Consider the following 20,417-nt stretch of genomic DNA (forward strand, 5'->3'; position numbering starts at 1 on the left):
AGCCTTATATTGATATTTAAGCCCCAATTTTTTAATTGGGGCTTTTTTATTGCAACTTAATTGATATACATAATTTATTGATAAATTATTGGTTATTTTTACAGCACAATAAAAACCCTATTTTATCTTTAAATATATGTTAAAACCTAAACTTCGATTTTTAGGATTAGTAATGGCTTTATCGGGTGCTTTTTCAGTAGAAGCACAAGAAACTTTGTTATTGAGAAGTCCTAGTATTAGTGCCGAAAATATTGCTTTCGTATATGGAGGTGATATTTGGATCTCGGATAAATCTGGAGCAAATCCAAGAAGATTAACGACAAATCCTGGTGTTGAACAAAACCCCATCTTCTCACCGGATGGAAAACAGATTGCTTTTACGGGTAATTATGATGGTAATACAGACGTTTATGTCATGCCGATTGAAGGTGGTGAACCTAAACGTATTACTTTTCATCCCGCATCTGATGTGCTGCGAGGCTGGCTAAATAATAATGAAGTATATTATACCACAACCCGCGAATACAATTATGCATTAAGTCCACGTTTATATTCTTCATCTGTTACTGGATTGACATTGGACAAATCGCTTCCTATGCCAGAGGCTTATCAGGGTAGCCCTTCTAAAGATGGACGCTATTGGGCTTATATAAAAAATACAGATCCTACGGAACGTGACCGTGTTGCTTTTAAGCGCTATAGGGGCGGTGGTATGCCATCCATTTGGATTTTCGACACAAAGAGTAATCAAATCGAAATAATCCCTGGAGAGCGCTGCAATGACGTTAAGCCGGTATGGTTGGATAATAAGGTTTACTTCCTTTCAGACAGAGATAAAATTGTCAATATTTTCTCGTACGATGTCAAATCAAAAAAAATCGATAAAATTACCAATTTTACTGACTATGACGTCAGAACATTGACGGGCAACGGATCGGAATTGACCTTTGAACAAGAAGGAAGAGTACACATTTACAATATCAATTCAAAGTCTTCTACAGCATTAAAAATTAATGTGAGTAATGATGCGTTGTATAAAAGACCACATTATGATAATATGCGTGATGATATTCGCACTTTGAACATTTCCCCTACCGGGCAACGTGCTCTTATAGAAGCGAGAGGAGAAATATTCTCTGTACCTAAAGAAAAAGGCGAAGCGCGCAATATTTCAAATTCTCCAGGCGCACATGACCGCTTTCCAAGCTGGTCTCCGAACGGGAAATGGGTTTCCTATATTTCGAGTGAAAAAGGGAAATATGTACTTCAATTACGCGATCAATTTGGAAAAGATGAACCTCTAATGTATACTTTAGGTGAATCTAATTTTTATTTTGAACCTACCTGGTCTCCTGATTCTAAGAAATTGTTTTATAACGATTCTCACTTGAATTTTTTTTACATTGATATCGATAGTAAAAAGATAGTTAAGGTAGATTCGGATAGTGAAAGTGCTCAGACTGGACGTGTTTTTAATCATTTCCAACCAAGTTGGTCACCTGATTCGAAGTGGATTTCTTACATTAAAACACTTCCAAATTCCGTTTCGGCAGTATTTTTATATAATCTTGACAGTAAAAAAAGCACACAGATTACCGATGGTATGAGTGCGGTTCGATCGACTTCATTTAGTCGAGATGGTAAGTATCTTTTTTTCACAGCAAGTACAAATGTAGGACTAACAAATTCTGGACTGCATATGTCAGCAACGGAGCGTCGTGCTAATTATGAAGCATATGCATTCATTTTATCCAGTAAAACACCATCTATTTTCAAAAATGAAAGTGATGAAGAAACGATAAAAGATGAGAAAGAGGAGTCGGAAAAGCCTCAAGAAACAGCAAAGGCTAATAAAAAGAAAAAAGACGAGAAGAAAGAAGAACCAAACAAAGAAGCTTCAAAACCTGCGGTACAGCCTACAGAAATAGATTTTGATAATATCAATAATCGAATTGTTGCACTTCCATTAGGTGATGGTATTTATGGTATCAATGGATCTGTCGTCAATCAATTGACATATGTTAAGAATGGGACACTCTATGCTTATGATTTTACAGATTTCAAAGAAAAAGATCTTATCGCAGGTATCCGCTCATATGCTATCAGTGCCGACGGTAAGAAAATGATTATTCAGACCAGTGCAGGTATTAATATTGTAACAGCAGGTCAAAAAGTGGCAAGTCCTACAACTGGTGTATTGAAATTGGATAATATCAAACAATTAGTTGATCCTGTTGCTGAGTGGAAACAAATATTCGATGAAGTATGGGCAATGCAGAAAGATTATTTCTACGTTGAAAATATGCATGGAGCAGATTGGAATGCTGTAAAAACGAAATATGAGAAGTTCTTGCCTTATGTAAGTCACCGTTCTGATTTAGGTTATTTATTGAACGAAATGATGGGCGAAATGGTTGTTGGACATAATTATATTTATCCAGGTGATCAACCTAGTGGTCCTTCGGTTAGTGTGGGTGTTTTAGGAGCTGATTATTCTATTGATAAAGGTTTTTATAAGCTTGATAAAATTTTTACACGCTTAGATTGGAATCCATCATTTAAAGCGCCTTTGTCTGAACCGGGATTAAATATCAAATCGGGAATGTACTTAGTAGCAGTAAATGGTACAGCAGTTACTGCCGATATGGACTTGTACAGTTTATTTGATAATACTGTTGGTAAACAGGTAAGTATTAAAGTCAATACAAAACCGAGTTTAGTTGGAGCTAAAGAATATGTGGTTAAACCAATATCATTTTCTGATGAGATGAGTTTAAGAAGCACCGAGTGGATGGAGCGCAACAGAAAACGTGTGGAAGAATTAAGCAAGGGTCAGATCGCGTATATTTATATGCCTAATACCGGTGGAGAAGGATACACTGCTTTCAATCGCTATTATTTCTCTCAGATGGATAAAAAAGCGGTATTAATTGATGAGCGTAATAATGGTGGCGGTTGGGTGGCCGATTACGTTATCGATTTATTATCCCGTGATTTAATCGCTGGATGGGGAATACGTGACGGAAAGGGATTCAATACGCCAGGTAATGGAATTTATGGGCCAAAAGCAATGATTATTAATGAAAATGCGGGTTCCGGAGGAGATATGATGCCTTATATGTTCCGCCACAAAGGATTAGGAAAATTGGTAGGCCGTACCACTATGGGTATTTTAGTTGGTATCAGCGGTTATCCTCCTTTATTGGATGGAGGAAGAATCACTTCACCAAACTTTGGTGTATATGATTTGAAAGGCAATTATATCATCGAAAATGAAGGTGTTGCTCCAGATATTTTTGTTGAGCAAACACCTAAGGATTTGATAGAAGGTCGTGATCCACAATTGGAAAAAACGGTTCAGATCTTGTTGGAAGAAATGAAAAATTATCCCTACAAGAACATGAAAAAACCGGCTGATCCAATTCGGGTTAATTAATTGAAAAACATGGAAATCCCGTTTCATTTTAAATGAAACGGGATTTTTTTGGTTTACAGGTTTCTATATCCAGATAGACGTTGTTCTAGATGTAGCATGATAGCTTAAAGTAGATCTTTTAGAAGATTTTGAGGTAATAAATTTTAATTGTAATATATTTATAGAATAAATTAAAAGTACTACATGGAAGAATTAGTGACAAAGATAAATCCCGGAAAATCTTTATTTAGATTATTGCTTTACATGATCGTTTTGGGTGTAAGTATTCAATTGGTATTGATGGGATTATCACTATTGGTTATGAAGATTTTGTCTCCCGAGAGCCCGTTCAGTTTATCTTTTTTTCAAGAAAATACAGTGGCACTCAAAGGGATGTTGTTGATCAGTAGTGTTACAACATTTATTTTACCAGCTTGGATCTTATATCGTAGCGAATCAGGCATTCACCCCTATTTTGAAAGAATAAATAAGGTTTCATCATTACAATATCTTTTTGTCTTTGCGGCCATGCTATGTTTCATTCCTATGATGTCATTGCTTGCGTATTGGAATGAATCTATGCAATTGCCCGATAGTCTTCGAGGTGTACAGCAGTGGATGCGTGCTAGTGAAGATAGTGCCGCTGTAATGACTAAACAAATTGTAGAGGAGTCAACTTGGGGCGGTTTATTGATCAATCTGATCATTTTAGCAGTGGTGCCAGCCGTAGGTGAAGAAATGGTTTTTAGAGGCTGTCTACAAAACATTTTTGGTCGTTGGATATGGAATAAGCACGTGGTCATTTGGTTAGTAGCAATAATCTTTAGTGCATTTCATATGCAGTTCTTTGGATTTATTCCTAGAATGCTTCTTGGTGCCTTTTTTGGATATCTCTATGTTTGGAGTAGAAACATATATTTGCCTATTTTTGGCCATTTTATTAATAATGCAAGTGCCACCATTACAGCGTTTTATTATACAAGAAAAGGGATACCTTTCGAAGAAATGAATAACTTTGAACAAGAACCAATTTGGGTTTACCTTGCAAGCTTAATATTTACTGTTATTTTTGTAGTATTATATTATCGTTCAACTAAAAAAATCCCATATGGAGCAAGGCTGGAAGAAGATTAAAGTTTATACTAATGCAATAGAAGCTGAGATCGTTAAACAAATGTTAGAAGAAAGCGGGATACCTGCTATTGTATTAAATAAGCAGGACTCATCATACCTTGTATTTGGTAAGATTGAGCTTTATGTGAATCAACAAGATGAGCAACAGGCATTAGTTTTAATCGAATCTACGACAGAAAGCGAAGATTAGTATGAAAACTAGAGCTATTACAGGATTTTTCTTTATCATCGTCATGGTTGGGGCTATGCTTCTGGGCGACGCAGTTTTCCTTGGATTTTTTTCTTTATTAAGCGCCTGGTGTCTGTATGAGTTTTATGGTATTGTTAGCTCAGAAGATCGTAGACCAAGTAAAGCTTTAGGTATATTGACTACAGTTGTTTTATTTAGTACAACAGCGCTATATAGTTTAGGCATTTTTGAGGCGAAGTATATTTTGTTATGCATCCCTTTTCTTTTAGCGATCTATATACAAGCTCTTTATCAAAAGCGTGATTTTCCCTTTAATGATATCGGCTTTACCATTTTAGGTATTCTGTATGTTGGATTTCCTTTTTATTGTTTTACAAGATTAGGCTATATAGGTGGCTCATTTAATCATTTTTTACCTTTGGGTTTTATGATTTTACTTTGGACGAGTGATACAGGGGCTTATTTAGCTGGGAGATCCTTGGGAAAACATAAACTTTTTGAGCGAATTTCTCCAAAGAAAACCTGGGAAGGTTTTATTGGTGGTATTGTATTGGCAGTTCTTTTATCTTTATGTTTAGCACATTATTTTGAAACAATACCGCAATGGCAATGGATTATTGTATCAATGATAATTGCTGTATTTGGTACATTGGGTGATTTGGTAGAATCGATGCTTAAAAGAAGCTTAAATGTGAAAGATTCTGGACATATATTACCTGGACACGGAGGTTTATTAGATCGATTCGACGGTTTATTAATCGCTGGACCTTTGGTATATTTATTTTTGTTTTTAGTAAATTAAGATCATATTTATGGGACATATTAATCAAAATACGTTTAAATTTTTAAAAGATTTACAGGATAACAATACCCGCGAATGGTTTGCAGAAGAGAAAGAACGCTATGAAGCGGCTTTAGCTGATGTTCGTCTGTTTGTGGCTGATTTGATTAATAGCCTGTCTCAATTTGATCCTCATATTACGACCGATATTCAGGCCAATAAATGTTTGTTTCGTATCTATCGTGATACGCGTTTTTCAAAAGACAAAACACCCTATAAAAATTGGTTCGGTGCAGGTATTTCCAAAGATGGCCGTAAATTGGACGGACCAGAATATTATATCCACATCTCTCCAGATAATTCGTTTATTGCCTGTGGTTACTGGAGACCAGAAAAAAAACATTTAGATGCTATTCGTCAGGAAATAGATTATAACGAAGAGAAATTTAATGCAATTATAGCAGATTTACAGAAAAAAAGTGGTCTTACTTTAGAAGAAGAAGACAAACTAAAACGCCCCCCTGCTGGCTATGAGGCAACACATCCTTCAATTGAATTTTTAAAATTAAAGAGCTTTGTTGCACACAAAAGCTTATCCAATAGCGCTCTGACTGATAAAAATGCTTTGAATAATATCATTGCCTTATATAAAACAATGCTTCCTTTGAAGCAGTATCTACACGAAGCTATTGATAATGATTAGTTGTTATTGAGGTAAGCTAATTTTACCCATACAGACTGCAGGAGAATCTTTTATTTGACTTACATTGTCTCGGTCGCCAACCAATGTTTCATTAGCCAGTAGGGCAAATAACACTGCTTCTTTAGCGTCGGGATCAATGCCTAGTATTCCAAATGAGGAGACTTTATGATGAGGCAATCCTGCTTTGATTTTAGCGACCAATAGCGGATTGTGTAAACCTCCCCCACTGATGTAGATATGTACATTGCTTAATGTTTTTGACAGCTTATGGATTGCGTCAATGATGCATGTTGCAGTAAATTGATTTAAGGTGGCCATGATATCTTCAGGAATCATATGAAGATTATTGGATGCTATCTGACATCTTTTTAGATAATCCAAATTAAAGAGCTCCGGACCAGTTGTTTTAGGGAATTCATCTTGTAGAAATGGTTCTTTTAAAAGCTCATTTAAAAGTGCCTCATTGATAATTCCTTGTGTAGCGATGTTTGCATCCTTATCCATCTCTATATCAAATTTTTCTTTTGCAAACTGATTCATAATGGTATTTCCGGGGCCAATATCTGTTGCAAAAGCTTTCAAATCACTTTCTTGGCTAGGTATAAATGTATAATTAGCAATGCCACCGATATTCAATAAAAATCGATTTTCTTTCCTATCCGAAAACAATAAGTAATCGCCGTAGGCCGCCAGAGGTGCACCTTCACCACCTGCAGCGATGTGTTTTTGTCTAAAATCTGATAGTGTAATAATACCAGTTTTTACAGCAATATGATCACCATCCCCGATTTGAAGAGTGCTGTTAGGCATTAATTGATCATCTGTAAGGCTTTGTGGAGCGTGGTATACTGTCTGCCCATGGCTAGCAATACAATCAATTTCTGTATGCGGAATCCCCCATTTTTCAAGAGCCTGATTAATGAGTGCTGCATGTACATTTCCGACGTAAGCATGAAGTCCGCAGAGCAACTGTTGATCAATTGTACGCTTTGCAAAAACACCTCTTACGTATTTTCTAAACTCATCCTGATAGTCCATTGTAATAAAATTATCCACGCTAATTTGTGTAGACTTACCACTATTACTTATTCTACAAAGTGCAATATCAAGACCGTCCAATGAAGTTCCTGACATAAGTCCTATTATGAAACGACTATCTTTTTTTGCGATTTTGTAAAGCTTTTCAATCATTGAGTTCATACCTTAAAAGTAGGAACAAAATATGATAGAGTACACAAGATTTTTGTGATATAAATATATTTTGTAACTTCATGGCGTAATTAAATAGAAGATTAAAAAAAAGTAAAATGAATTTTCCAGCAGAATTAAAATACACTAAAGATCACGAATGGATTCGTGTTGAAGGTGATGAGGCCGTTATTGGTATTACTGATTTCGCACAACGTGAGTTAGGTGATATCGTATTTGTAGACATCAACACAATTGGTGAAGAAGTGGCTGCAAACGAAATCTTTGGAACAATCGAAGCAGTAAAAACGGTTTCTGATTTATTCATTCCTGTTACAGCAACAGTGTTATCTGTTAACGAGGCAATCGATGCATCACCAGAATTAGTAAACTCAGATCCTTATGGAGAGGGTTGGATTATTCGTATCAAATTAAATGATGTAGCTGACGTTGATGCTTTATTAACTGCTGATCAATATAAAGAAGAAATTAACGCGTAATTTTAACATTTACGTTCAATAAAACCACAAAAGAGCTGTCATTGACAGCTCTTTTGTGGTTTATAGGATTTCTATTTTGCTGGTGACTTCAACCTCTTCATTTTTTACTTTTGTTTCGAGCGTAAGCGCTTTTAAATAATGAGTTTTAGGATTTAATAGGTATTGGCCAGTGATTGATCCGACAGTTTGGCCTTCTGCCGTTATACTTCCTTCTGAAGTAATCGATATACCCTCTGCTGAGATACTTTTTAGGGTGTATGTTTGTTCTATTGGGCCTAGAGACTTATTATTTGCTGTTGCTTTCCATTGTTCTCCAACTTTTAATTCTCTATTTGGGTATTCAAACGCTGCTTCTTTGAGCATATTGGCATCAAACAGATCATTATCATCAGGTAAATCTTCGACATCTTTTATTTTTCCATTTAAACTCATCACAGCCACGATAGGGGTCTCCAGCAAAGTTTTAACTTTTTCATGGATCTGTTTGGAAAGTTCATTGGCTTCCGGATTCTTGGAATCATAGTTGACGGTCATCATTCCTGCATCCATTGCCATGATCATTTCTGTATATTTCGTTGCATAGGTCAATGTACTGTCTGTAGCATTGGTGTTTGTTGTCTCGCACAACATGGTTGCATCGATCATAGTACTTTGAGCACCAGCATTGACATCTATAGTCATGTGCATTTTTTGTGAAAAGGGATTATTAAGGTCGGGTTTCAGCTTTAATAAAACTTTGTCTTGAGCAATTAATGTCGTAATAATAAAGAACGACAAAAAAGCGAGCGATAGGGTCTTGATCATTTAAGATTAGTTAGTAAAATATCCCCTAAATTAAAAAAGACCTTTGGTATTACCAAAGGTCTTTTTTGATTTAAGCAATTAGATGCTTTTATTTTTTGATGTAAGCAACTTCTTTTACAGCTTTTACAACTTTAGCAACACTTGGAAGAGCTGCTTCAATTAATGTAGCTGCATATGGAAGAGGAACATCTGCTGCTGTAATACGAACGATTGGAGCATCTAAATAATCAAATGCATTACGTTGTACAGAATATGTTATTTCAGATGAAATAGACGCTAATGGCCAAGCTTCTTCCACAATTACCAAACGGTTTGTTTTCTTAACAGATTCGATAATAGTTGGGTAATCTATTGGACGAACAGAACGTAAGTCAATTACTTCCACATTGATACCTTCTTTTGTTAATTCTTCAACAGCAGGTAATACAACACGTGGAACCATTTTACCGAAAGATACGATGGTTACATCAGTACCTTCTTTAACAACATTTGCTTTACCTATTGGTAAGTAATATTCTTCTTCAGGCACGTGACCTTTATCACCATACATAACCTCAGATTCCATAAAAATAACTGGATCTGGATCAATCATAGCAGATTTTAATAAACCTTTCGCATCATAAGGATTTGAAGGAACAACAACTTTTAATCCTGGAGTATTTGCATACCAGTTCTCAAAATTTTGAGAGTGCTGTGCTCCCAATTGTCCTGCATTACCAGTTGGACCACGGAATACTATTGGAATAGAGAATTGACCTCCACTCATGGAACGAATCTTTGCAGCAGCATTGATAATTTGGTCAATCGCAACTAAAGAAAAGTTGAAAGTCATGAATTCAACGATTGGTTTTAAACCGTTCATCGCAGCACCGACTGCTATACCTGCAAAACCTAATTCTGCAATAGGTGTATCTATCACGCGTTTAGCTCCGAATTCATCCAGCATACCTTGGCTCACTTTATAAGCACCATTGTATTCTGCAACTTCTTCTCCTAATAAAAATATTGTTTCGTCTTTACGCATTTCCTCGTTCATCGCTTCACGAAGTGCTTCTCTGAATTGTATCTCTCTCATCAGTTGTAAAATAGTGTCAAATTTTAGATTACAAATCTACTATTTATTATTGATATTTTGAAGGTTATTCATCGCTAAATATCTGCTTTTATGTCATTTTTTAATAACAGGATGGCGAAAACAGTAATAAAATTCAAAAATTAAACTTTATATATTTTAGACAAAATTTCGAAAAGAACCGCATTGCTATTGTGGATAGCGAGCGGTACGTTCCACGTGGCACGATTTCGCTTCTCTACATAATTAGATATTCCACGGATCTGTATGGTTTGAATTTTTGCTTCAGATGCAACTAAAAAAACAGACCCTCCTTCCATGGATTCAATCAGAGCATTGGGTATTTGTATCAGTAATTTCGAAATTTCTAATTCATTTCCATGCACCTTATTAACTGTTACACCTAGCCCTGTTGTTAATGCATGCACCAGTTCCTTAGTTGTCTTATTTTGTGTGGCCACATAATGAGCGTTACCAAATCCAAGTTCATCAATCGGAATGAATCGCTCATCATCTTCTGCTCCTAATTCTGAGAAGATCTCGCGATCGATTGAAACGACCGCCCCTATTGGTAATGATCGATTAAAGCAGCCACCAATACCGATATTAATGATAAGATCATATTGATTATTTGCAAGATGTTTTCCAAGCCGATAAGCTGTTTGTACCATACCTACTTCCGTTATTAAATAGTCGGTATTCGGATATGCAGCAATACGATCAAGGAAGGGTTGAATTTCGAATCGAGTTGCTGCTACTATAAGTGTTTTCATGTGGGATAACATTTGTACAATATTAATCAATATTTACGCAAATGTGATGGTAATCATTTCGTTGAAAGCGATATTTTGGTTGCAAACACGTATCTTTGTGGTATTATGGTATATATCACTCGTCGTGAGCGCTTTTGCGCTGCACATAAGCTTTACCGCGAAGATTGGAGCATTGAGAAAAACGAAAATGTTTTCGGAAACTGTTCAAATGTTAATTGGCATGGTCATAATTATGATTTGTTTGTGACGGTCAAAGGTGACGTAAATCCAATAACAGGTTTTCTGATTGACTTAAAATTGATGAAAACCATTATTTTGGAAAATATCGTAAATAAAGTCGATCACAAAAATATTAACCTTGATGTTGATTTTATGAAAGATAAGATGGCTTCTACAGAAAATATAGCAATTGCTATATTTGAGGTATTGAAACCATTATTTGAAGAACAAAAAGTGCAGTTGCACAGCATTCGCCTTCATGAAACAGAAAATAATTACGTCGAATATTTTGGCGACTAATCTTATACACTAATTTATTTAATTACTATGAGTAATCACTCATTTGAAGAAGAAGAGTTAGACGGCTACGTGAAAATTGATCAATATAATCAAGAAAAAGTTGGTCGTATTGCCGCTCATTATACAGATATTTTAGAATCTCTAGGAGAAGATCCGAATCGTGAGGGATTATTGAAAACACCAGAACGTGTAGCAAAAGCTTTGCAGTTTTTAACTCATGGATATGATATTGATCCTGCTAAAGTATTACAAGGTGCTATGTTTGAGGAAGACTATAGCCAGATGGTTGTGGTGAAGGATATTGAAGTGTATTCGATGTGCGAACACCATATGTTGCCATTCTTTGGTAAAGCGCATATTGCTTATATTCCTAATGGTCATATCGTCGGATTGAGCAAAATTCCACGCGTTGTAGATATCTTTGCACGTCGACTACAAGTTCAAGAACGTCTTACCAATGAAATCCGTGACTGTATTCAAGAAACCTTAGGAGCAAAGGGTGTGGCTGTGGTGATCGAATGTAAGCATATGTGTATGGCTATGCGAGGCATTCAGAAGCAAAATTCTGTCACTACAACATCAGCATTTACAGGAGCTTTTCAAAACGATGTAACGCGTTCGGAATTCTTAAAACTAATTACTGCAAACTTGACGTAATTCAATAAAAAAATAACAAAATTTAAAGTCCAATCTTCCTATGATGATTGGACTTTTTTTTCTTTAAAAATTCAAAGAATTTAAAAAATCACGATTTTTTAAAAGTGTCATTATGCTTCATAAAGGCTGATGCGATTTTTTATGTAACATTTGATCAAATATTAATTACCTAATTATCAGTAGTTTGTGTTTTATTTTTTCTGATTATAAATCATGTTCAGTAATTTTGTTGTTATGGACATTTGTAATGAGCATTTAGAATCTTACTTAGAGCGCACATGTGACGAAGAAAATCCGTTGCTAAAAAGCGTCAATAGGGAGACCTATTTGAAGGAAACAATGCCTCATATGTTATCCGGACATTACCAAGGAAGGGTGCTTGCTATGCTTAGTAAATTAGCTGCTCCAAATACTATTTTGGAAATCGGTACGTTTACTGGATATGCTACTTTATGCCTTGCAGAAGGCTTGTCTAAAAAAGGGATTTTACATACGGTAGATGTTAATGCAGAACAGGAGGAGCGTGTACAGGGATATTTTGACAGATCTGAATATGCGTCTCAAATTAAATACCATATTGGTGATGCTGCAGAAGTAATTCCGAAGATCGAAGGTAGCTTTGATCTGGTTTTTATAGATGCTGATAAAAAACGTAATCATTATTATTACGAATTAATTTTAGATAGAGTCCCGTCTGGAGGGCTGATTTTAATCGATAATGTCTTGTGGAAAGGCAAAGTATTAGATGAAAATCCAGACAATCAAACAAAGCAAATCATAGATTTGAATGAACAATTAGCTCAGGACCAGCGCATCGAAAAGGTTTTATTGCCGATTCGAGATGGACTTTTTGTATTACGCAAAAAGTAATTAGTGGACTAAATGATTCTTTATGAATTTTAAAACATTAAAAAACTATGTTGCTGTATTAATTTTGATCGTCAGTAGTTATGCTACTGCATCCGCTCAAAGCAATCAATTTTATATTGATAAATACAGCCCCGTAGCACAAGAGATGATGCAAGAACATGGTGTTCCAGCATCAGTAATTTTAGCTATTGCAATGCATGAAAGTGCACATGGAAATAGTAAGATTGCAAAAAATTTAAATAATCACTTCGGTATTAAAGGAAAAAATAATAGCAAAGTGATTAATTCAGCATATAAAGGTTATAAATCAGTACTTGATTCTTATAATGACTTTATATCGTTGGTTAAAAGAAAGAAAACCACGACTCCCTTATTTGAGGAAAATCGAGGACAAAACTACAAAGCTTGGGTAGGTGCTTTAGCAAAAGCAGGATATTCAAGAACTAAAGATTGGTCTGCTAAGGTTATCAAAACAATTGAAATGTATGATTTAGATAGTTTTGATAAAAATCCGACCACAATATCTAGGAAACTCACCGCTTCTAAGTAATGCTACTCATCCAATGAAAAAAATTGCTTTTATCCTACTTGCCCTTACTGTTTTTTTTAGTTCATGCTCATCCAAAAAAAACACCGTCTATAAAAGCAAAAATCATCAAGGCTCTACCTCTTCCAATCGTCCTAGTAAGTTAAGACCAGCTGTTTCAGGAAATGCTTATGTTGAGAAATATAAAGATATTGCTATTTCAGAAATGAATAAGTACGGTATTCCTGCGAGTATCAAATTGGCACAAGCATTATTAGAATCTGGAAATGGCAATAGCTATCTCGCTACCGAAGCCAATAATCACTTTGGAATCAAATGTGGAGGTGTATGGAAGGGAAAATCCATTAATCGCCCAGATGATAATATCAATGACTGCTTTCGCGTTTATGAAAGCCCGGAACAGTCTTTTAGAGATCATTCTGAATTCTTGTTGCGTAAACGTTATTCCGATTTATTCTTGCTCAATAAGAACGATTATAAAGGCTGGGCCAAAGGTTTGAAAGCCGCAGGCTATGCCACCAACCCGCGATATCCAGATTTATTGATCGATATGATTGAACGTTATGAACTCTACCAATATGACCGTGTGGAAACTCGTGTTGAGAAGGAGAAAAGAGAAGTTGTTGTTGAGCGGGAGATTGTACACAATGCAGTCGAAGCTCCTGTGGTACAAACAGAGCAAATCAAGAGTCCTGTAGCAATGCGTATTCATGAAGTACAAGGGAAAGACACATTATACTCGTTGAGTAAACAATACGGTATCACTGTTGATCAAATAAAAGAGTTAAATGGCTTGACTGACACAAACTTAGCCATCGGGCAGCTATTGGTAATTTCAAAGTAAATCATCAAAAGATGTTAAATATTTCTATTTTGATAAGCTAAAACGTAGTTTTACGAGAGTGAAGACTCTGCAAAATATCGTAATACTCATTCTTTTGTTTGCACTAGCACCCGATGCTTTTGCACAAAAGCGTATAGAGGGTATTGTTTCTGATTTTAATACCAAACAACGTATATCAAAAGTAACAATCCGCAACACTAGGACCAACGAAGAAGTCTTTAACAATAGTAAGGGGGAATTTTCTATTATGGCCGACAAAGGAGATGCATTGATCGCGACTTCTCGAGAATACTATCCTGATACCGTCATTGTAAATACCTCTCTTGTTATACTGTTCCATTTGAAGCGTGAATCGATTTATATTGATGAAGTTTCTGTAGTTGCAAAGAAAGATCCAGATGAGATTTTAAAAAAGGCAAGAAATGATTATGAGAAAGCCTTTCGGCTTTCTGATCCAGGAGATCTGTTTTCAGTAGGGCAAAATGGTGCAGGGCTCAGTATCAACTCCATCTATAGTCTGTTTAGCAGAGAAGCTAAAAATGCAAAAAGATTAAAGAAATTGATTGAGAGTGATTATAAAGATAATGTTATCGAGTATAAGTTTTCAGAACAACTGGTGAGTCGTACAACAGGTTTAGAAGGAGAAGAGCTTAATAAATTTAGACGGATCTTTAAACCAAGTTACTTTTTCATCATTAGCTGTACACAGTATGAACTGACAAATTATATCAAAGAATGTTATGAAAAGTATCAAAAAAATCCTTCTCGATATTTTATTGAGCCATTACCAACAATAAATCCTATTTTAGTACCTTAAATTAAGAAAAGAAAAAAAAGAGTTGATTGATATGAAGTTACAATCCTTATTTGCCTTATTAATTATTGGCTTATCGTGTGGTACGGTTAGCGCTCAGGTTAATTTGAAAGACCTTAGAGTAAAGCCAGATTCAGTTATTTCGGAGAATAAACAAGAAAATATCTCCTTAAAAAATATTCGTCCAGTAGTACCAAAATTAGAATTACAAGTTGATTATTGGAAGCATTGGACTCGATTTGGCGTAACTGCAAATCAAGCTTATTTTAATGAGGATTGGCAAGGTGGGGGGGTAAATTCACTTGCAGTAGGTTTTAATGTTTATCATAAATCAGACTATACCAAAGATAATTTTAATTTCATAACAGAATTAGATTTGAGATATGGAAAAGTGAAGAATAGGGACCAAATGTCTAAAAAGAATAATGATCGTATTTTTTGGGATAATAAAATATCTTATAAACTCTCAAAAAACTGGTCATTATTTACATCCCTTACTTTTGAATCTCAATTTGATGTAGGTTATACTTATGAATTTAAAAATGGGCGTGATTCAATTACAGCAACAGTTTCAGCTTTTATGGCACCAGGTTATTTTACTGAGTCGTTGGGTTTTGAATACAAACCAAGTAATGAATTCTCATTACGTTTAGGAACAGGTACCGCTCGTCAGACATTGATTTTAGATGATCGTATCAAGCCCTTGACAGTTGAAGAATATAAGCAGAAATATCCAGATCGTAAACCAATTGATAAAGATCAAGAACGCTATGGCATTGAGGCAGGTAAGATGTTTAAAAATGATTTAGCTTTCCAAATCACAGCTAATTTAGATAAAAATATAGCCAAAAATTTAAATTTAAAGAGCAGATATAACTTGTTTGCTAATTATAATAAATTGTCTGATCCAGCTCATCGTTTGGATGTTACTTTAACAGCTAAAGTAACATCATTGGTTAATGTCACTTTAAATGGAATTGTTGTATATGATTCTGAGGTAGTTTCAAAAGTACAGGCGAGTGAAAGTTTAGCATTAGGTATTACCTATAGTTTACCTCGATAATGTTTGAAAAAAAAAATCTTTGGATTCCGTTTATACTTTGTTTTGCTCTATCCATTATTGGATGTAAGAGTAAGTCAGGCATGGTTAAAAAGGGATCTATAGAGCAAATTGTACCTATAAAGATAGATACGATCATCCAAAAGGTGATCGTACACGATACCGTTCCCAAATTAAGCCAGGGAGAGCACAAAGTATGGACATTGGGAAAGGCTGGCATACATGCTAATATACGTCAGGAAACGGCCATACACTATGATGTGCGCAAACCAAACTACGTTATTATCCATCATACAGCACAGAATAGTCTGGATCAAACCATCAGAACATTTCAGGTAGAGCACACAAAGGTAAGTTCACATTATGTGATTAGCCGTAATGGCGTAATCGTTCAGATGCTCAATGATTATGTAAGAGGTTGGCATGCGGGACTTTCCAAGTGGGGAACGATCACAGATATGAATTCGATCTCCATTGGAATAGAACTGGATAATAATGGAAAGGAAGCATTTCCAGATGCCCAGATTGAAGCGTTAATGGTTGTCTTGGATACATTAAAAGCTAATTACGTTATTCCCGCAGCAAATTTCATTGGTCATGCTGATATTGCTCCAGCTCGTAAAAATGATCCAAGTGTATTTTTTCCTTGGAAAAAATTGGCAGATCGCGGTTTTGGTATATGGTATAATCCTGCAGAATTGGTAACAGCCCCAGAAACCTTCAACCCAATTGATGCCTTGAGAATCATTGGTTATGATACACGCAATTTGAAAGCGGCAATTATTGCATTTAAAAGGAAGTTTGTTGTCAACGATGTGAGCCCAGAACTCACGATTTATGATAAAAGTATTCTTTATAATCTATATCAAAATTATTAAGCTATTCGATTGAATGGCTTTTTTTTGGTATCAAGTTTTCTAATAAGTAGGCGATGAACATGACCGAGATACAGCCAATGACATTGAGCCATAAAAAGGCTATGACATCTATTTTCCAGATCGTAAAAATAATCACTTCAGTTATTATTGCAGCATAAAACACGGCTTTCCCTCCTATACTCTTCATATAGAAGGCGACAATAAAAATGCCCAAAATAGTACCATAAAATAATGAACCTAGGATATTAACCGCCTCTAGGAGATTGCCCAGTCTACTCGCATATAAGGCAACAGCGATAGAAAATACACCCCAGAAAAGCGTGAATATACGTGACCAGAATAGATCCTGTTTATCGCTAGAATTTTGGTTTATAAATCGCTTGTAAATATCAACGGTGCTTGTAGAAGCCAAAGAATTGATCGCACTTGCTGTAGATCCCATAGATGCAAGAAAGATAACAGCGATAAGCAGACCTATTAAGCCCTTAGGGAAAGTATTATTTACAAAAGATAGAAAGATGTAGTTATTGTCATTTGTTTCGGCAGCGGGATTATTCTTCTTTATTAATGCGACAACTTCTGTACGGATACCGTTTAGTTTTTCATTTGAATTCTTGAGTGTAAGCCTTGCTTCGTCTATTGTAGATTGATCCTCATCATCAATGGCTTTAGTTAAACGATTGATTGTTTCCTTCTTTTCATTACTAATAAAAGCCTGTTGCTTTTCCAGAGCCGTATAAGTGCTGTTATATTCACTTTGTTTTAGCTTATCTACTTCAACCTGGTTGAAAAAGATTGGCGGTGTGTGATATTGATAATAAACAAAAACAAGAACGCCTATGAGCAGAATACAAAATTGCATAGGTATTTTGAGTAAGCCATTCATAAGTAGACCAAGTCTGCTTTCTTTTATAGATGAACCCGTTAGATAACGGCCTACCTGACTTTGATCCGTACCAAAATAGGATAGCTGTAGGAAGAAACCACCAATAATACCTGTCCAAACAGTATACTGGTTATTCAGGTCAAATGTAAAGTCGATCGCATTTGTTTTTCCAGATTTACCTGCAATATGAAGCGCTTTATATAAACCAATGTCTGTAGGTAAGAGTTTGACAACAAGTATTCCGGCGACAAGCAACACTCCAAATATGATGCTCATCTGGAGCATTTGCGTGTGTGAAACTGCTTTAGTACCACCATATGTCGTATAGATCACCACGATACTGCCGATTAAAAGCGTAGTGAGAGGAAGGTTAATATGTAAAATGCTGGCTATAATAAGTGCCGGAGCAAAAATACTGATGCCTGTTGATATACCGCGCTGGATCAAAAACAAGAAAGCCGTTAATCCGCGGGTCCGAATATCAAACCGTTTCTCTAGAAATTCGTAAGCTGTAAAAACGCGAAGTTTATGAAAGATTGGTACAAAGGTGATACAGAGTACAATCATGGCCAAAGGAAGACCGAAATAAAACTGGACGAAGCTCATTCCTGAACTGTAAGCCAGGCCTGGCGCAGAAAGAAAGGTGATGGCACTCGCCTGAGTGGCCATCACCGAAAGTCCGACATGGTACCAAGGTAAGGATTGATTACCAAGTAAATACCCATCAATATTTTTGATTCCTCTACTTTTGTACATGCCATACAGCACAATAATCAAAAGAGTCAGAATAAGAACTATCCAATCAATCGTACTCATGAAAAATAGCTCGTGAATAGATAAAGGAATAGTATGACCACAAGCAGGCTACACGCTACTAAAATATAAAAGCGCTTCCATTTTTGTGTTAAGGGGTTATTTCCCCTATCTGTCATGCGGTGTTTGAGCGTAAAGGAAGCTATTGAAGAAAGCTGCGATAATTAAACCAACAACAGCCCCACCTATGATACTTAAAAAAGTCTCGTTTGCAGTGAATGAAATTAAAGCTCCAAATATCACACCGATTAATACGATTAACCCTTTTGGATTAGGTGCGCATGCGTTGTTTTCAACTTGATTTTCCATTGAATTGTATGTTTTATTTTGATTTTGATAACAAATTTACAAATAATCTGTAAGCTCCAGGAACTCCTGCAGGCAATTGTCTGAAAAATGACAATGATGTATAGACAAATCTACCACTTCCATAGTTAGTAATCAATAGCGATCCATTGTGAAGGGGTTCATTTTTATCCTGCATCTGTATAGGTGTCTGATAACGACTGTCAATATCTTCCGCAAAATACAGACCCCGTTCTTGTACCCAGTTGTCGAAATCAGATTTGATGATTTTATTTGGATAGTTAAAAATTTGATTTTGTTCATCAAATTTTACTACAGCAAGTTCTTCCGTCACCCTGCTGTTGCCTAAACGGAATGGATATGGACCAAATTGATTAGAGAGCAACTTGTTGTTTACATTATACTGTTCCAAAACTGTACCGCCATTTTTAACATATTCATTTAGTTTAGCACTAATCTGATTCATCGATTTTAAGACGTTAAAAGCCCTTATTCCTACTATGACGGCATCATATTGTGCGAGATTTTGATGCAGAGCCTGTGTTTCATTTAGAAGATCTACAGAAATACCAATTGCTCTTAAAGACTCAGGAATTAAATCTCCCGCTCCAACCAGATATCCAATTTTTTTGATAGGAACTTGAAGTTGCAGATTGCTGACTTTTACTGTAAGATCAGGAAACCACGTGATGGCTGGTATATGGTCATAATGTATATCGCGGTTTATTTTGACTTTTTCATTTGAACCATAACGGAAGGAAAGTGTATCTAGTCGTGTATCTCTGGTCTGTGCCTGAACGGTAAATTCCTGAATTATTTGTTGCTGGTTTTCTGAATATTCGAGCTTAACCAGATTTGGAGTTACGATCCAATTTTTGTTGACAACAGGAGAAACATTTTCTGTTCTATTTTTTGTACTGCCTTCATTTACAAATGTTACCCTTACCTTTTGTGGGGTGTTATTTTGACTTAGTACGATCGTCTGGTCCGTAGATGCGGTTATGGCTGGTGAAATCACGATAGGATTGTAGATTTCTCCCCTAACAGGATCTGTAAATTTATATTGGATGGTTTTTTTATAGTTAAGCGCCTTTCCATTGATGACCAGTTCATAGTCAACAGCTGGATAGTCTGGATTTTCAGGGGCTCCAGTTTTATTAAAGTCTGCGAATTGAAATCGACCTATAAGATTTGGAGCATCCAACCAGTATGGTTGTGTACTAAACCGCGCAGGGTAAGAACTAGTAAAACTTGTTAGGGTATTATTTTCGAGATTTTGATTGATATTTTTTCCATTGATCTTAGCAACCTGTATCGCAGGAACATCAGCTCTTACAATCAGTTGATTTGTAACCTTTATCGTGTCTTCAATAGCATAATGCGGCTTTGCTGCGATGCTTTCTATTCTTACTCCAGCACAGGCAAGGATTAAATCATTGATTTCATTTGTTTTTATTTCTTTCCAGTAGTTATCCGCTATCGCCTTGACCAGTGTCAGAGCTTCGAATAGGTCAGGAATTGATTTTTCCGGGTGGTCGAGCTGAAAGGAAGCATTAATCTGTTTTATTTTCGTACTGATAGCAGCGGTATGAGGGATTCTTGACCAGGTATCGTCAATATTTTCGAAAAGATCTTTATTCGTTGCTTCTCCTGCTATGTATTC

General features: G+C 35.8%; 20 protein-coding genes. 14 read left to right on the forward strand and 6 right to left on the reverse strand.

Going from position 1 to position 20,417, the window contains the following annotated elements:
* Positions 1-136 precede the first annotated feature (136 nt).
* The 5 genes from EDF66_RS21510 (at position 137) to EDF66_RS21530 (ending at position 6,223) form a co-directional block, all read left to right on the forward strand.
* On the forward strand, positions 137-3,436 hold the full coding sequence (locus EDF66_RS21510; RefSeq protein ID WP_132844971.1) for a S41 family peptidase: 3,300 nt from the start codon (positions 137-139) through the stop codon (positions 3,434-3,436).
* A 183-nt stretch (positions 3,437-3,619) separates the two neighbouring features.
* Entirely contained in the window at positions 3,620-4,549 is a 930-nt protein-coding gene (locus EDF66_RS21515; RefSeq protein ID WP_132844973.1) for a CPBP family intramembrane glutamic endopeptidase, read from the forward strand.
* Positions 4,524-4,739, forward strand: a complete 216-nt coding sequence (locus EDF66_RS21520) for a DUF2007 domain-containing protein (protein ID WP_021189284.1) — start codon at positions 4,524-4,526, stop codon at positions 4,737-4,739. Before EDF66_RS21515 ends, EDF66_RS21520 begins: the two co-directional genes overlap by 26 nt.
* A gap of 1 nt (position 4,740) precedes the next feature.
* Entirely contained in the window at positions 4,741-5,541 is an 801-nt protein-coding gene (locus EDF66_RS21525) for a phosphatidate cytidylyltransferase (RefSeq protein ID WP_132844975.1), read from the forward strand.
* Between the two features lie 10 nt (positions 5,542-5,551).
* Positions 5,552-6,223, forward strand: coding sequence for a DUF2461 domain-containing protein (locus tag EDF66_RS21530; protein WP_132844976.1), 672 nt, complete (start codon positions 5,552-5,554; stop codon positions 6,221-6,223).
* 3 nt (positions 6,224-6,226) lie between these two features.
* Here the strand turns inward: EDF66_RS21530 and EDF66_RS21535 are convergent, their stop codons facing one another.
* Positions 6,227-7,423, reverse strand: a complete 1,197-nt coding sequence (locus EDF66_RS21535) for an anhydro-N-acetylmuramic acid kinase (protein ID WP_132844978.1) — start codon at positions 7,421-7,423, stop codon at positions 6,227-6,229.
* Between the two features lie 107 nt (positions 7,424-7,530).
* On the opposite strand from EDF66_RS21535, the gene gcvH reads away from it, so the two are divergent.
* Positions 7,531-7,911 carry a glycine cleavage system protein GcvH gene (gene gcvH / locus EDF66_RS21540; protein ID WP_132844980.1) on the forward strand — a complete coding sequence of 127 codons (381 nt, stop codon included), beginning with the start codon at positions 7,531-7,533 and terminating at the stop codon, positions 7,909-7,911.
* Between the two features lie 60 nt (positions 7,912-7,971).
* Here the strand turns inward: gcvH and EDF66_RS21545 are convergent, their stop codons facing one another.
* The 3 genes from EDF66_RS21545 to mqnB all read right to left on the reverse strand — a co-directional run bounded on the left by EDF66_RS21545 (position 7,972) and on the right by mqnB (position 10,560).
* Positions 7,972-8,715: a DUF6263 family protein gene (locus EDF66_RS21545; protein ID WP_132844981.1), complete on the reverse strand. Its 744-nt coding sequence runs from the start codon at positions 8,713-8,715 to the stop codon at positions 7,972-7,974.
* A gap of 88 nt (positions 8,716-8,803) precedes the next feature.
* Entirely contained in the window at positions 8,804-9,790 is a 987-nt protein-coding gene (locus EDF66_RS21550; RefSeq protein ID WP_021189278.1) for a pyruvate dehydrogenase complex E1 component subunit beta, read from the reverse strand.
* A 140-nt stretch (positions 9,791-9,930) separates the two neighbouring features.
* The gene (gene mqnB / locus EDF66_RS21555; protein WP_132844983.1) at positions 9,931-10,560 is read right to left on the reverse strand and encodes a futalosine hydrolase; all 630 of its coding nucleotides are present in this window, start codon (positions 10,558-10,560) and stop codon (positions 9,931-9,933) included.
* Positions 10,561-10,665: 105 nt separating this feature from the next.
* Between mqnB and EDF66_RS21560 the strand changes: the two genes are divergently transcribed.
* The 8 genes from EDF66_RS21560 to EDF66_RS21595 all read left to right on the forward strand — a co-directional run bounded on the left by EDF66_RS21560 (position 10,666) and on the right by EDF66_RS21595 (position 16,749).
* Entirely contained in the window at positions 10,666-11,079 is a 414-nt protein-coding gene (locus EDF66_RS21560; protein WP_132845022.1) for a 6-pyruvoyl trahydropterin synthase family protein, read from the forward strand.
* Positions 11,080-11,106: 27 nt separating this feature from the next.
* The gene (gene folE / locus EDF66_RS21565; protein WP_132771763.1) at positions 11,107-11,736 is read left to right on the forward strand and encodes a GTP cyclohydrolase I FolE; all 630 of its coding nucleotides are present in this window, start codon (positions 11,107-11,109) and stop codon (positions 11,734-11,736) included.
* 234 nt (positions 11,737-11,970) lie between these two features.
* Complete coding sequence (locus EDF66_RS21570) at positions 11,971-12,606, forward strand: O-methyltransferase (protein WP_132771812.1); 636 nt, start codon at positions 11,971-11,973, stop codon at positions 12,604-12,606.
* Between the two features lie 22 nt (positions 12,607-12,628).
* Positions 12,629-13,156, forward strand: coding sequence for a glucosaminidase domain-containing protein (locus EDF66_RS21575; RefSeq protein WP_021189273.1), 528 nt, complete (start codon positions 12,629-12,631; stop codon positions 13,154-13,156).
* A gap of 13 nt (positions 13,157-13,169) precedes the next feature.
* Entirely contained in the window at positions 13,170-13,997 is an 828-nt protein-coding gene (locus EDF66_RS21580; protein ID WP_132844985.1) for a glucosaminidase domain-containing protein, read from the forward strand.
* A gap of 58 nt (positions 13,998-14,055) precedes the next feature.
* On the forward strand, positions 14,056-14,814 hold the full coding sequence (locus EDF66_RS21585; RefSeq protein WP_132844986.1) for a hypothetical protein: 759 nt from the start codon (positions 14,056-14,058) through the stop codon (positions 14,812-14,814).
* Positions 14,815-14,845: 31 nt separating this feature from the next.
* Positions 14,846-15,874, forward strand: a complete 1,029-nt coding sequence (locus EDF66_RS21590) for a DUF3078 domain-containing protein (RefSeq protein ID WP_132844988.1) — start codon at positions 14,846-14,848, stop codon at positions 15,872-15,874.
* Positions 15,874-16,749: an N-acetylmuramoyl-L-alanine amidase gene (locus tag EDF66_RS21595; protein WP_132844989.1), complete on the forward strand. Its 876-nt coding sequence runs from the start codon at positions 15,874-15,876 to the stop codon at positions 16,747-16,749. Before EDF66_RS21590 ends, EDF66_RS21595 begins: the two co-directional genes overlap by 1 nt.
* A gap of 1 nt (position 16,750) precedes the next feature.
* Here the strand turns inward: EDF66_RS21595 and EDF66_RS21600 are convergent, their stop codons facing one another.
* Positions 16,751-18,451 carry a sodium:solute symporter gene (locus EDF66_RS21600; protein WP_132844991.1) on the reverse strand — a complete coding sequence of 567 codons (1,701 nt, stop codon included), beginning with the start codon at positions 18,449-18,451 and terminating at the stop codon, positions 16,751-16,753.
* Between the two features lie 105 nt (positions 18,452-18,556).
* The gene (locus EDF66_RS21605; protein WP_021189267.1) at positions 18,557-18,757 is read right to left on the reverse strand and encodes a hypothetical protein; all 201 of its coding nucleotides are present in this window, start codon (positions 18,755-18,757) and stop codon (positions 18,557-18,559) included.
* Positions 18,758-20,417: the final 1,660 nt, after the last annotated feature.

The organism is Sphingobacterium sp. JUb20, from assembly GCF_004342035.1.
Taxonomy (GTDB): domain Bacteria; phylum Bacteroidota; class Bacteroidia; order Sphingobacteriales; family Sphingobacteriaceae; genus Sphingobacterium; species Sphingobacterium anhuiense.